Origin of the sequence: Limosilactobacillus caccae, from assembly GCF_900156885.1 — a bacterium.
Classification (GTDB): domain Bacteria; phylum Bacillota; class Bacilli; order Lactobacillales; family Lactobacillaceae; genus Limosilactobacillus; species Limosilactobacillus caccae.
In genome coordinates, this window is record NZ_FTOY01000009.1 from 1 (window position 1) to 17,049 (window position 17,049).

At 44.4% G+C, this 17,049-nt stretch carries 2 protein-coding genes; both read left to right on the top strand.

The annotated features are described in order from the left end of the window. The first annotated feature begins 550 nt into the window (after positions 1-550). Positions 551-742, top strand: a complete 192-nt coding sequence (locus tag CZ502_RS02310; protein WP_076459501.1) for a YSIRK-type signal peptide-containing protein — start codon at positions 551-553, stop codon at positions 740-742. Then, positions 705-16,487 carry a mucin-binding protein gene (locus CZ502_RS02315; protein ID WP_076459502.1) on the top strand — a complete coding sequence of 5,261 codons (15,783 nt, stop codon included), beginning with the start codon at positions 705-707 and terminating at the stop codon, positions 16,485-16,487. Before CZ502_RS02310 ends, CZ502_RS02315 begins: the two co-directional genes overlap by 38 nt. Positions 16,488-17,049: the final 562 nt, after the last annotated feature.

Sequence of the window (17,049 nt, forward strand, 5' to 3'; positions counted from 1 at the left end):
TTATTTAATTTTTTCTATCAGTACTTCTTGACGAAGAGCCTGTGTATACACAAAGCCGGACGATGAACCAAAAAATGGCTCATCGTCCGGCTTTTAGTTTTAGACTAGGACTTTTTTCCCAGCCTCTTAATTGTTTTAAAATATCCCTTTCGGGTGATAAATAAGCAAAAGGTGCGAAAATGGTGATGGAAATCAAGGATGGTCAATTATGCTTGTTAACTCTACCGTATCAACAACTAAAAAATTAATAGGCGATAAGTGTTTACCCTCACGAAGTGCGTCACAAAGGCAAACGTATGAAAAATTTATCATTTGTTCGAAAAAACTTATAAAAAATTGAAAAGCATTAATCATTCGTTAAACCTTGATGACTACGGCGTTTATCATTCGCTTACTAAAAAATAGGAAGTGAAAATGGCCGCCGCACGCCTTGCGCTAGTTGCTATTTGCGGTGCGGCCATATAATATTAATAATTGTAATGAATAGCACCCTTGATTGCACAATCAAGGACGATGTTAGATTAAGTTTTTAAAAAATAGGGGGAAAATCATGTTATCGCATAATAACTGGGAAGAACAGATTAAAAAATACGAACCGAAAGAACAACGCTTTACGATTAAGAAGTTAACTGTTGGGGTCGCATCTGTTTTACTTGGTGTAGCATTTGCTGGGGGAACAGCTTCTGCCGATACTGCAAACGCTAGTGCGGACTCATCTGCCGGCAGCGATTCATCAGACTGACCACCAGTTAGTCTTAAACTCGGCTAATGCATCATTGAAGAACGCAACTGCTGCTAACCAAAGCAACAATGCTTCAGCAGCTGTTCAAAACCCGGCAGGGGACATCAATGCTACGACGGCTAATGATTATGAAGCGGCAGTTAAGGCAGCAATGGATGCTAATGCTACGGCGGCAAAAACAACTAATCCAACAACAGAAAATCAAGCAACCACGCAAGCAGCCGACAATAACAACGCGACTGCTGATAATGTTGAAACACAAAACTTTAATGTTCCAACGGCTGACGTCGCAGGGGACGTTAATTACGCCAATGCGTTCCAAAGCTTGATGTTATTTGCATCACCACGGAATTTCCAGAATAATGACAGTGCAGTTGACTTAGCTAACTTCAATCCAACGATTAATTATCAAAATCCATATACAAACAATAATGTGTACGGGGTTTCGATTCCTGAAACGCAATATGCATATTCCGCTGCTATTGATAAAAAGAACGGAAACAAAGTCTTAGTTTGGACTACTGACAAAGCTAATCCGGGACAAACTTTATACTTCTACGTTGGCTCAACGTTAGCCGCAACTATCAATGCAACTGATAAGCGTACACAGGGATTTAATGTTAACATTTACAACACTAATGATCCTTCATTCTACCAAGGTGGGCATTACACTTACGATTATACTAAGGCTAGAAAAGCCGTTGGTGGTTATACCTTCTATCTTAACAATGTTAAAGGTATTGATGGGTCTAAGGTTAATAATGGTATTTCTGGGAACTTTAGTCGCGGTAATTCAAACATGGTTTTCCAGCGAATGGATGGCTCAGGAGACCTCTACAACACCAATCCAACGTCAACTTCATGGACTTCAGTTAGTGCCTTAGCACCAACTGAGGTTACTCAACATATCTACTATGTAAATGCAGATACTGGTGAGCTAATGGCAACCAAAGAAGCAACTGGATTGTCTGGTCAGAAGTACAATTTGACAACCAGTGCTGCTCCTGAGAATGTTACTTGGAAAGGTAGTCAGTATAAATTAGTTGACAGTAGTCAAGCTAGCGATAAGGCAATGAATACTGTCTTGGCTACGAACAATGGTGTAAATATTACTGCTAAAAGTGTTGCTGATGCCCCTCTTAAAGGGACATTAGGTCAATTTAGACCAGGTAATATTTATTCTTCAGTTGTTAATTACGGTCAAGGTGTATTGTTCATTCAAAAGGGACGAATTCCAGATGCTGATAGGAATATTCCTGAAGGGACAACAGACTCCAATGCTTACGAACTGCATGTTGCTGATCAGCCAGGTGTAGGTGGAAGAAATACTGTAAACGGTGACCTTAAGCCTAATGGTTTTATGGGATCGGGTGGTTTGAGTAGTGTCTACTTTAGACCTGGTGATGAAGTCGGTGGTGCAATTCAGGGTGGTACCGGGATGCACAAGAATACGTTCACCCCTGGTAACCAAGACATTGTTCTCTTCTATAAAGGAGCCCCTCAACCAGTAGAAAACAAGGTTAGTGGAACAATTACCTACATTGATGATACGGATGGCACAGTGTTAGATGCTAGAAGTATCGGTGAGGGTAATGTCGGTGATCTGGTTTCCTACAACTCTAAAAATGTGATTCTCCACTATGAGGGACTGCACTACAAGAAAGTAAAAAGCAACTTTACTGACGGTAGTACGACGTTTAAGCAAACTGGGAATGATTATGAAGTTCACTTTGTACATGCTACTCAAGACAATACTGAAACCCGCGATGTAAAGCGGACTATCAACTATGTTGGTAAAGAAAGTCCAACTTCCCAACCTACTCCAGTACACGGTGCACCAAATGGTGGGACTAGTTATCAACAAACAGCATCCTTTACGCGGACCAATACGACTGACCTTGTAACAAACACAGTAAAATATGGTCAGTGGAGTGCGAATGGTAGCACTACATTTGCAGCAGTTCCATCAAACTTGCCACAACAAATTGGCTACGACAAGGTTGATATTCCATCAGTGGGGAGTATCCAAGTAACCCCTGATACGCACATTAGTCCAATTACTGTTACCTATACTAAGAACCCGGCACCAGTTAGTGTATACAAGCAAGGTAATACCGAAACCAAGACTGTTAAGCGGATCATTAACTACTACGACCGGGAAACAGGTGCCAAGATTCCGGCAAACTTGATCAACCAAAACCCAGTAACGCAAGAAGTTACTTTTACGCGTAACCAGGTTCTTGACGGTCAAGGAAACGTAATTGGTTACGGTAAAGTTGTTAATGGTGGTACTAACTTCGTTCCGCAAGATTGGCATGATCAATATGGGCAAAGTGTCGCTAGTTTTGATGCTAAGCGGTCCCAAGACTTAAGTGCTAATTCCTACACTGCCGCAGAATATCTTGATGGTAGTAGTGCTGAAATTGTTGCGGCAAACCAAAACGTTACTGCTAATACTCCTGATGAAACGATCAACGTATACTATGGTCACCAAAAGAAAAACGTTACGAGACAAGAAAGTGTAAAGCGGAACTTCCACTACATCTTTACTGATGGGACTAAGCCGAGTGATCACCTGGTTCCTACTGCAACCCAGACTGTTCAATTTACAGGAACTGCTGTTAAGGACATGGTTACCGGTGTTACTGGTCCAACAACTTGGGCGCCATCAACTGGTTACTTAGTCGCAACAGCTGCGCAACCAGTTGCGGGTTATGACATTACTGGTAATGTCAACGCAAACCCAGATGGTAGTACTAATAATATTGCGGTACAGCCTGGATCTAGTGACATTGACGTTACGCTTGTTTACACGCCACAAAAACCAGCTCCAGTTACTCCACAACGGGCAACCGTTCAAATCATTGATAAGACTGACAACAATAAGCTTCTTACCACATTTAATAATGATCATGGTGAAAAGGGGAGTCAGATTAGCTTTGATGGTCAACCAGCAACCTTACAATCACTTCTTAACAGTGGTTACAAGCTTGACAGTGCGGTTGATGACACCAACGGTAACGCCGTTTCAATTGCAAACGGCAACACAATTACCTTCCCAGCATTTGATAGCAATGACAACAATGTTCAAAGCTTCAAGATTTACTTAGTTCACGGCACTCACACCAATACAACTAAGGACACTAACCAAGCACTTGTTCACTACATTGTTGCTGATGGAAAGGTTGATGCACCTGCTGATAATGTTCAACATGTAACCTGGACAAAGACGGATACAGTTGATGACGTTACTGGAAAGGTTACGGAAGGTACTTGGACTCCTGATAAGACCTCATACGGTAAGGTAACTACACCAGCCTTACCTGGTTACACTACTGATACCCCAGAAGTAAAAGCAATCACGGCAGTTCACGGGGTTAACCCAGTTAATGTTGTTGTCTACAATCCAGCACCTGTTGAAGCACAAAAGGCAGACTTAACTGTTTTCGACAAGAAGACTGGTAAACAATTGAACGTCTTCACCAATTCTGGTAAGGCGGGTGAACCAATTGCCTTTAGTGGTGCTGACGGTTACGTTAACAACTTGACTGCTCAAGGTTACGTAATTGATAGCTTTGTAAACGATGCAAACCAGCCTTCTACACCTGGTTCTTACAGCGATATTCGTTACGATAACTATGACAATGATGCTAAGGCTGACCAGCACTTCAAGTTATACTTAGATCACCAAACTGAAGAAGCAACTGAACAAAAGCAGACAACATCAACTGTCCACTACAAAGTTTCTGATGGCGCGGTTCCTGCACCAACAGATAATGTCCAAACCATTAACTGGACACGTCCAGGAACTAAGGATAAGGTAACTGGCGAATTTACCCCAACTGGTAACTGGACTACTCCTGACCAATACAACAATGTCCAAACTCCACCATTGGAAGGATACACTGCTGATCGGGATAACGTTCCAGGACCAGTTCCTAGTCCTAACGAAAACCCAGAAACAACTGTTACTTATACACCAAAGGCTCCAGAAGCAATTACCTACACTGCAACTCCTGAAGTACGGACTGTTACGTGGACGATTAACTATTACGACCAAGTAACTGGTGAAAAGATTCCTAACGAATTGATTGCTGGTAACCCAACTACGCAAACTGTTCAAATTACCCGGAACCACGTTGTGTCATCAACTGGTCAAGACATGGGTTACGGAACAGTAAGTGCTGATGGTAAGACATTTACCAAGGCTGCTGGTGATGGCTGGAATACTGCAGACTGGGCTGAAGTTGCTTCGCCAGACTTAACTAAGGCTGGTTACACTGCACCAGACAAGGCTAATGTTGCTCATGTTCAGGTTAACTCATCAACGAAGGACCAAAATGTTGACGTATACTACGGTCACCAAACCGAATTAGTTACGCCACAAGATCCGAAGAACCCGAACACTCCAGTTAACCCTAATGACCCACGGCAGACACCATCAACTTACCCAGGTGGCTTAACTGCTAACGACTTACAGCAGACCGTTGTTCGTCACATTAATTACGTTGGGGTAAACAGTGATGGAACGAAGACCGCAGTTAACGGTGCGCCTGATGGCAAGACTAGTTACGACCAATCAGTAACCTTCGAACGGCAAGCAGTTATTGATAAGGTAACTGGTGAATTACTTGGTTACGATACTAACGCTAATGATAAGAAACCAACTGTTACAACGACTGATGCCGATCGGGCATGGATGCCTGCTACGGCAACCTTTGACAGTGTTCGTTCACAAACACCGGCTAGCGTTGTAGACAAGGATGGTAAGGCATTTGACCTTGTTGACATTTCTAGCGTAGATTCAATGACCGTTAACCCTGGCCAAGTAGTAAAGGATGTTACTGTAACCTACAGCCACACTCCTGAAGTTAAGCAGGGTAGCGTAACGGTTGTCTTCCATGACGACACTACTAACTCTACTATTCCAAATGTAGGTACTAAGACTGGTACTCAAGAAACTGGTACTCCTGTAAATTACACACCAAACAGTGACTTAACTACGCTTGAAAACGAAGGTTACGTATACGTTGGTCAAGATGGCAACATCCCATCAGAAGTTCCTGACGGTAACAAGACCATTACGATCCACGTTAAGCACGGTGAAGTTCCGGTAAACCCTGAAACTCCAGGTAAGCCAGATCAACCACTTAACCCTAATGATCCACGGCCAAAGGAAGATCAACCGAAGTACCCAGCTGGTTCTGATGTTGTGACTAAGGACATCACACGGACCATTCACTACGAAGGTGCAGACCAATACACTCCAGATGATGCTTCACAAACGGTTCACTTTGAAGCGAAGGGTGTTCTTGATAAGGTAACCGGTGAATGGACTACTCCACTTGCTTGGAGTGCGGACCAAAACTTTGATGCTAAGAGAACGCCAAACATTCCTGGCTACCACGTGGTAAGTGTTGACCGTGACACGACTGACAACAAGAATGTTAACGGTGCAACTGTAAATCACGCTGATTCAAACTACACCGTTACTGTTAAGTACGCTAAGGATGAAACTCCAGTTAAGCAAGGTAGCGTAAACGTTGTCTTCCATGACGATACCGATAACGTTACTATTCCAAATGTTGGGCTTAACACTGGCGACCTCGAAACTGGTACTGCAGTAAACTACACACCAAACAGTGACTTAACTACGCTTGAAAACGAAGGTTACGTTTACGTTGGTCAAGATGGCAACATCCCATCAGAAGTTCCTGACGGTAACAAGACCATTACGATCCACGTTAAGCATGGTGAAGTTCCGGTAAACCCTGAAACTCCAGGTAAGCCAGACCAACCACTTAACCCTAACGACCCACGGCCAAAGGAAGACCAACCGAAGTACCCAGCTGGTTCTGATGTTGTCACTAAGAGTGTTACGCGGACGATCCACTACAGCGGTGCTGGCGAATACACTCCAGATGACGCTTCCCAAACGGTTAACTTCACTGCTAAGGGTGTCCTTGACAAGGTAACTGGCGAATGGAAGACGCCATTAGCATGGTCAGAAAATCAAAGCTTTGACGCTAAGAGAACGCCAAACATTCCTGGCTACCACGTGGTAAGTGTTGACCGTGACACGACTGACAACAAGAATGTTAACGGCGCAACGGTTGACCACAATGCTAGTGACTACACGGTTAATGTTGTTTACGCTCCGGATGTTGTTGACCAACACTTAACTGTTAAGTTCTACGACGACACAGATAAGAAGGCATTGTCAAGCTACGACAAGGCTGTTGATGGCCCTGCTGGCACTGACCTTAACTACACCACTCAAGCTTCAATCACTGAACTTGAAAACATGGGTTACGAACTGGTTAGCGATAGCTTCACTGCGGCTAACTTAGACGGCAAGATGCCTGCTAATGGTGGTAACTACGAAGTTCACTTGGTTCACAAGACCACGACGGTTACACCAAAGGATCCTGGTAAGCCAGGCGAACCAGTTGATCCAAACAACCCAACTGGTCCAAAGTATCCAAACGGAACGGCCATTGATAACTTGCAAAAGCAAGGAAAGATGACAGTTACCTACGTCATTGACGGTAATGATGCTAACAAGCCAACTGCTCCAGAAACACAAACCCGGGATATTACCTTCACGAAGGAAATTACCTTTGATCAGGTAACGGGTGAAATCCTTAAAGATTCTGGTTGGAATGTTGATAGTCAAACTTACCCAATTATTAACAGTCCAGCAGTTGAAGGCTACACACCAAACGAAAACTATGTTGGTGGGAAGACCGTCAACGTCACTGATACTAACTTGAACGTTGACTACGTAGTTCACTACACGAAGAACGCTGAACCAGTTGATAATACTCAAAAGGCGAAGGTTGTTTACCAAGATGTAAATAATCCAGACAAGGTTATCGAACTTGCCACGGATGATTCTGCAAATATTAATGGTCTTTCTGGTCAACCAGGCGACCAAATTAACTACAGCACGACTGACCGGATCAAGGAATTTGAAGCGAAGGGTTACGTTCTGAAGAACAACGGCTTCCCTGTAGGTGCCGCCTTCGATAACGATAACGCTAGCGACCAAATCTTCTACGTAACATTTGTTCACGGAACAACGCCGGTTAACCCTGACAATCCAGGTCCTAACTACACGAAGGATGAGTTACAAAAGACCATCACGCGGACCATTCACTACGTAGGTGCTGATAAGAATCCAGCAGATGTTCACCAAACAGTATCATTTACTGCTAATGGTGTCCGGGACACGGTAACTAACGAGATGGTTGAACCATTGACTTGGTCTGCTGATCAAACATTTAACAACCAAATCACACCAACTGTTTCTGGTTACCACGTTGAAAGCGTCGACCGTGACTCAACTGATAACACTAACGTTAACAGTGCACCAATTTCCCACACTGGCAGTGACTACACCGTTACTGTTAAGTACGCTAAGGATGCGGAACCAGTTAAGCAAGGTAGCTTAACGGTTGTCTTCCATGACGATACTACTGGTCAAGATATTCCAGGTTACGGGACAACAATTTCTAGTCAAAAGGTTGGGACGACAGTAGAGTACAAGTCACAAGGTGATTTGACTAAGCTTGAAAACAAGGGTTACGTTTACGTACCAACTGATGGCGACACTGTTCCAACTGAGATTGCTGAGGGTGACAAGACCATTACTATCCATGTTAAACATGGTACTCGTCCAGTAACCCCAGAAAACCCAGCTGACCCTAACCAACCAGTTGACCCAACTAAGCCAGGGACACCAACACCGGTTGACCAACACCTTGGCAAGACTGACTTACAAAAGACGATTACCCGTGATGTAACTTACGTTTACACTGACGGTCAAAAGTCTGCTCAGCCAGTTCACCAAGAAGTTTCATTCAAGGGTGAAGGGACGATTGACTTAGTAACTGGTAACCTCGTTAACCTCAACGACGATGGCTCAATCAAGGATCAACGTGGTTCAATCACTTGGAACGAAACTAGTCAAAACCTTGCGGATATTCCAGCAATTGATACGACTGGTTACGAAATCACCGGTGTAAACAGTGAAAACTCATTCGCTAACGTTGATCGCCAAACTGGTGCAATCAGTAGTCAGAGCGTTACACCACAAAGCGGTAACATTTCAATCCAAATTACCTTAACACCTAAGGCAACGCCGGTTGAAACTACCCGTGGTTCAATTACGTACATTGATACAACGACTGGTAAGACCCTTGAAACTGCTAACTTTGGTGGTCCAGTGGGCGATGCAATCGACTACAAGACTGGTGACCGGATTAAATTCTATGAAGGCCTCGGTTACAAGTTAGTATCAAATAACTTTAATGATGGTTCACAAACATTCAACCAGGATGCATCTAAGAACGTCTTTGAAGTTAAGTTGGCCCATGACACAGTTCCGGTAGATCCAGAACACCCAGGTTATGGTTACGACGAGGCTGCCTTACAAAAGACGATCACCCGTGATGTAACTTACGTTTACGCAGATGGGACGCAAGCTGATACACCAGTTCACCAGGAAGTTTCATTCCATCGTGAAGGAATTGTCGACAAGGTTACTCATCAATTTGTAACGGTTACGGTTGACGAAAACGATGGGACAGTTACCCTTACTCCTGTTGCCGGCCCTAACTGGGTTGTTGATGGTAGTGACAGTTATGGGGCAACGAAGTCAATTGACTTGACGACTAACCACATCGTCAACGTTGCTGAAGTTAACACGAACGCAGCTGTTGACCGGACTAACGGTAGTGTTGCAGCTGAAACTGTTACACCAACCAACCAGAACAGTAAGATTGTTATTACCTTAGATAAGAACGTGGTTAACGACCAGAACGCAATGGTTGTTTACCGTGATGTTGATAACAATAATGCAGTCATCGCCCAATCTGACAACTTGACTGGTAAGCCAGGTGACAAGATTAACTACAGTACTGAGAATACGTTGAAGGACCTTACAAACAAGGGTTACGTATTAGTAACTAACGGCTTCGATGGTAACGGAGAACAACCAAGCTTCGATAATGATGATAAGAAGAGTCAAATCTTCTACGTTGACTTGAAGCACGGTACTCGTCCAGTAACGCCAACGGACCCAGTTGATCCGCAACACCCAGTTGACCCAGATCATCCAGATAACCCAGCTAACAAGGATCCACAACCAGGATTAACTGCTACCGACTTGCAAAAGACGGTTAACCGGGACTTCACTTACAACTTCACTGATGGTACCAGCCACCCAGAAGTTCAAGAAGCTACCCAAACGGTAACCTTCACTGGAACTGCCCACATTGACAAGGTAACTGGTCAATTAGTAACGGTTGACGGCCAAGGCAATGTTACTGGAAAGGGCCAAGTAAGTTGGGACAAGACGAGCGACAATTTAGCTAGTGTTGCCGCTAAGAATGTGCCAGGTTACCACGTCGTTTCTACCCAAAACGCTAACGTTAATGGTAGTGTTGACAACTTGACAGTTAACCCTAACTCTGGGGATGTTCACGTCGTAATTACTTACGCACCAGACGTTCCTGCTGCTGAAACAGTATTTGGTACACAAACTGTTCACTACGTTGACCAAAACGGTCATAAGTTAATGGATGACAGCATCAACAGTACGTTCACCTTCACGAAGAACAGTGAGACTGGTAATAAGTGGAATGCTAATGAGCACAAGTACGCTGATGCCACTGCTCCAGCAATTCCTGGTTATGAAGCTGACAACCAAGTATACGAAGGTCAGATTGGTAAGCCAAGTGATCCTAATAAGGAAATCACGATCACTTACCACGTAGTTCAAAACGACCAGAACGCAATGGTAGTTTACCGTGACATTGATAACCATAATGTAGTCATCGATCAATCTGACAACTTGACTGGTAAGCCAGGCGACAAGATTAACTACAGTACTGCACAAACGTTGACGGACCTTGAAAACAAAGGTTACGAATTAGTAACCAACGGCTTTGATGGTAACGGGGCACAACCAACCTTCGATAATGATGATAAGAAGAGTCAAATCTTCTACGTTGACTTGAAGCACAAGACTGTTCCGGTAACGCCAGAAAATCCTAATGGTTATGACAAGACTGACTTGCAAAAGACAGTTACCCGGACGGTTGAATACCAGTACGCTAATGGTAACCCAGCCCACGAAACAGTAACGCAAACAGTTAACTTTAGTGGTAAGGGTACTCTTGATAAGGTAACTGGTAACCTTGTTAACCTTAATGATGATGGTTCAATCAAGGACCAATACGGTAAGATTACTTGGGACAGTGACAGCAAGGATCTCAATGCTATTCCGGCAGTTACAATTCCGGGCTACTACGTATCAAACGTTCGTGGCCAAAACACGAGTGCAACTATTAACTCAACTACTGCTGAAATTGGCGGTGAAACCGTTACGCCTGATAGCAAGAACGGGATAATCACGATTGTTTACACCAAGTCACCAGAAGTTCCAGTTTCTGCTAGTGGTTCATTGACCTACATTGATGACACGACAGGAGCACACATTGGTAGTGCAAGCTTCAGTGGTAATGTTGGCGACTTGATCAACTACACGACGGCAAGCACAATCCAGAACTTCGTAGCACAAGGCTACAAGCTTGTTTCAAACGACTTCAATGATGGTACGCAAGTTTACGACAAGGATTCAGCAAAGAACACCTTTGAAGTTCACTTGGTACATGACACAACTCCAGTAAATCCAGAAAACCCAGGTTACGGCTACGACAAGACGGACCTTGAAAAGACGGTTACCCGTGATGTAACTTACGTCTACGCAGATGGTTCACAAGCCGCTGCCCCTGTTCACCAGGAAGCTTCATTCCGTGGTGAAGGAACGATTGACAAGGTTACTCATCAATTAGTAACGGTTAAGGATGGTAAGATCACTGGTGCTGGTGAGATCACTTGGACTGCTACTGGCGACAACTTCGCTGCTACTGATTCGATTGATACGACTAAGTACCACATCACTAAGATCTCTGTAAATGGTACTAACGCAACAGTTAACCAAGATACCGGTGTTGTTTCAGGTGAAACAGTAACGCCAAACTCTAACAACAGTAAGATTGTTATTACCTTGGCTAACAACCCAATCAACGATCAAACAGCAATGGTTGTTTACCGTGATGTTGATAACCACAATGCGGTCATCACGCAATCCGGGACGTTGACTGGTCAACCAGGTAGTGACATCAACTACAGCACTGCTAACCAACTCAAGGCCCTCGAAGAACAAGGTTACGTATTAGAAAGCAACGGCTTTGATGGCAACGGAATGAAGCAAACCTTCGATAATGATGATTCGAAGAGCCAAATCTTCTACGTTGACTTGAAGCACGGTACGAAGGACATTACGCCAAATACTCCTGATCCAGATCATGGATTCACGAAGGAAAGTTTGACCAAGACTGGTACGCAAACAGTTATTTACACTGGTGCGGGTGAAAAGACGCCAAAGGCCAATGTTACAAACATTACCTTTGAACACACGCTGACGATTGACAAGGTAACTGGTAAGGTTACTAAGGACAAAGGTTGGACACCAGCTAGCCAATCTTACACGAAGATTGAAACGCCAACGGTTGATGGCTACACAGCTGACAAGAGCGTTGCTGGTGGTGAAACAGTTACGATTAACCCAACAACTGGGAACGGTGAAGTTAACAAGACATACGTTGTTAACTACACCAAGAACCCTGAGACACCGGTTGTTAATAACCAAAATGCCCAGGTTCGCTACATTGACCAAGACAACAACAACTCCTTGATCACTGCTTCAAATAACTTGAGCGGTAAGCCAGGTTCAGCAATTGATTACAGCACTGCTAATACCATTACTGAGCTTGAAAACCAAGGTTACGAACTCGTTTACGATGGCTTCACTGGTAAGAACGCAACGTTTGATAACGATGACAGCACAACGCAAACATTCGACGTTGTCTTGAAGCACAATCACACCACAATCACACCAAACAACCCAGGTAAGCCGGGTGAACCAATCAACCCTAACTACCCTGACGGTCCTAAGTGGGAAAGTGGTACGGATAAGGACAGCTTGACGAAGGTCGGTACCCAAACCGTTCACTATGTTGGCGCCGGTGATAAGACACCAGCCGACAAGACCAGCACGGTCGAATTCAACCACAGCATCACTTACGACAACGTAACTGGTAATGTTGTTGAAGACAACGGTTGGACACCATCAAGCAAGACTTACCATGTTGTTGATACGCCAGTAATCGATGGTTACACAGCTGACAAGGTTTACGCTGGTGGGGAAACAGTTAACGTTACTGATGGCAACATCGACCGGAACTACACTGTTACCTACACGCCAACACCAGTAACCCCTGCAACTGTCCAAGGTCAAATCACGTACATCGATGACACGACTGGTGAAAACTTGAGTACGAATGTCTTCAGCGGTAAGGTTGGTGACCAAATCAACTACACCACTGCTGAAAAGATTAAGAACTACGAGAGTCAAGGTTACGTATTTGTATCTAACAACTTCAAGGATGGCAACGAAACGTTTGCCCAAAGCGGGAACGTCTTTGAAGTTCACTTGAAGCACGGTAGCCAAGACATCACGCCAAACAACCCTGATCCAGATCATGGCTTCACGAAGGAAAGTTTGACGAAGACTGGTACCCAGACAATTGTCTACACTGGTGCGGGTGAAAACACACCAAATAACAACGTCACAAACGTTACCTTTGAACACACGCTGACGATTGATACGGTAACTGGTAAGGTTACTAAGGACAATGGTTGGCAGATCAACGGTGACAACTACAAGGCGGTTAATACGCCAACGGTTGACGGTTACACGCCTGACCAACTCACTGCTGGTGGGGTTGAAGTAACTCTTAACCCGAAGACTGGTGAAGGTGACCTTAATAAGGTTTACACCGTAACTTACACTAAGAACGAAACGCCAGTTACCCCAGTAACTCCTGCCAAGGAACAAGGTAACATTACCGTTACTGTTCACGACGTAACGACTGGTCAAGACTTGCCACAATACGGTAAGACTAGTGGTAGCCAAGACGAAGGTACTTCCTTCAGCTACGACAAGACTGGTACGATTACTGAATTGACCAACAAGGGTTACAAGGTAATCAACCCAGACGTAACGATTCCTAGTGAAATTACCAAGGGTAGTCAAAACGTAATCATCTACGTTGAACACAACACCACGACGATTACGCCAAACGACCCAGGTAAGCCGGGTGAACCAATCAACCCGAACGACCCAACTGGTCCTAAGTGGCCTACTGGAACTGACCAAAACAGCTTGACGAAGGTTGGTACCCAAACGATTCATTACGTTGGCGCCGGAGACAACACTCCACAAGATAGCGTAACGACCGTTGAATTTGGTCACACCATCACTTACGACAACGTAACTGGTGAGGTTGTTACTGACAATGGTTGGACACCATCAAGCCAGACTTACACGACAGTTGGTACCCCAACGGTTGATGGTTACACACCAGATAAGTACTTTGCTGGTGGTGACACGGTCAACGTTACTGACAACGACATCGACCGGACTATCACGGTTACTTACACCAAGAACGAAACGCCTGAAACGCCGGTAACACCGGTAACGCCAGCGGTAGTTCAAGGCCAAGTAACGTACATTGATGACACGACTGGTGAAACCTTATCTACTGACAGCTTCAGTGGTAAGGTTGGTGACCAGATCACTTACACCACTGCTGGTAAGATCGGTACTTACGAAGGTCAAGGTTACGAGTTAGTATCCAATAACTTCAGTGACGGTAACGAAACATTTGCCCAAGACGGCAACAGCTTCACCGTTCACTTGAAGCACACAACGACGACCGTAACGCCAAATAACCCTGATCCAAAGCATGGTTACACGAAGGACAGCTTGACTAAGACTGGTACCCAAACGGTTATCTACAACGGTGCTGGTGACAAGACTCCTGGCAAGAATGTGACAACGATTGAATTCGGCCACAGCCTTGTGATCGACAATGTTACTGGTGAAGTTGTTGAAGACAACGGTTGGACACCATCAAGTCAGACTTACACGACAATTACCACGCCAACAGTTGATGGTTACGATGCTGACCAGCCAAGCGTTGGTGGGGAAACGGTAACGATTGACCATGATGGTAACGGTGATATCAACAAGACTTACGTTGTAAATTACACTAAGCATGAAACACCAGTTACACCGGTAACGCCAGTTCAAGCTGACCAAACTGCAAAGGTTCAATACATTGACCTTGACAGCAACAACGCAGTAATTACTGAGTCTGGTCAATTGACTGGTAAGGCGGGCGATGTTATTAACTACAGTACTGCTGACGAAATTGCCAACCTCATTAACCAGGGCTACGTCCTTGAAAATGATGGCTTCCCAGCAGGTGCAGCCTTCGATAACATCGACGGTAATGAACAAATCTTTACTGTCAGCTTCCACCACGGTCACACTCCAGTTAACCCTAACAACCCTGGTAAGCCGGGTGAACCAATCAACCCTAACTACCCAGATGGTCCTAAGTTCCCACAAGGTTCTGACCAAGTAACGAAGGACGTTACCCGGACGATCACTTACGTTGATAACAACGGTAACCAACTTCACGAACCGGTTGAACAAACTGCCCACTTCACTGGCGAAGGGGTCCTTGACAAGGTAACTGGTCAATGGATTACCCCAATCGACTGGAGTGGTGATGGCAACTTAGCAGGGCAGAAGACGCCAACGGTTGCTGGTTACCATGTAACTAACATCAGTCGTGATGGTGACGGTGAAAACATTACTGGCGTAACAGTTACTAACGATGATAGTGACTACACTGTCACGGTAACTTACACCCGGGATGTACCTGTCAACCCATCAACCCCTGTATTGCCGGTAACGCCACAGGGTGGTGATGACGAGACTGTCAAGAACGAAACTAAGACGACGACCTTCACGGTTCACTACGTTGGTGCCGGTAATAACAACCCTGGTGACAATGTTCAAACCGTTGAATGGCACCGGACAGTTACTGTTGACGATGATGGGACAGTAACTAGCGCAACCCCTTGGACCACTGATGATGGCTACAGCAATGTCAATACCCCTGTTGTTGAAGGCTACCATGCAGACCGGGCAGCAGTTGACGCTCCACAATTGACCCCAGATGGTAATAGTGAAGCAACGGTTACTTACGCACCAAACGGTCACATTATCCCAGTTGACCGCAACAACAACCCAATCCCAGGTGCTGAGCAACCAGTTTACACAACTGACCCGAGTGATCCAACTAAGGCATTGGGCGACGAACCAGTACCAACGATTCCTAGTTACACTCCTGAACAGGAAACGGTAACACCAGCCAACCCTGGCATTGATACACCGGTTATTTACGACCAGAGCACTACGCCAGTTACGCCGGTAACTCCAGAACAGCCTTCAACACCAACTGATGATGGTGATAAGACTCCTGAAGAACCAGCAACAACGCCTAGTGACAATGGTGAAGAAGCTACCCCAGAAACACCAGCAACCCCTACTGGTGAAGATGAAGTAGCTCCACAATCACAAGAAACTGTAACGCCAAGTGTTAAGAACACTGCCGCACAACCTGCTGCTAAGCAGGAAGCAAAGACGTTGCCACAAACTGGTAACGAAGACACGAATGTTGCAGAAGTAATGGGATTAGCCGCATTAGGCCTTACTGGCTTACTTGCTGCTGGCAAGAAGCGCCGGAAGGAAGAAGAATAGTTATCACTATTCAACTTAATGGCGGGGATGATGATTCTCCCTAAATAAGAAGCCGCTGACAAATCATTAGGTTTGTCGGCGGCTTTTTGTATTTAAATAATAATTGCTTATCACCAAGTAAATTAAAGTGGAATTGGATGTTGGGGATGACGAAAAAACGTTGATATATCAATGCTTTGTTTGCGGATTAATCAATGTGAAACGAGAACGGGATGCTAGTTACTCGTTGCTTATATAGTGATAAAATGAAACTTGCTAATTGATGGAGTTGTGTAAAAGTGGATGGGTGGGTTCAGCTTGCTAACCCGTTGTCTTTCCTGGGCTTTAGTGAATTGTGATGATTAAAAAATGATAACTTAAAAAGAAGAAATGATTGCGAAAAATAGATGAAGATTGTATCATATGTAAGAAGAAATAATTTAATTTTTTTAAAACTTTTTTACCTGTTTAGTTATTGAGTTATCAACGTTTTACCTATTCTTATTAAAATGCTGATAAGCGAAAACGCGAAACTCCTGTTGATTTAAAAACTAATAACCTTATATTAGATAGTAAAGAGAGG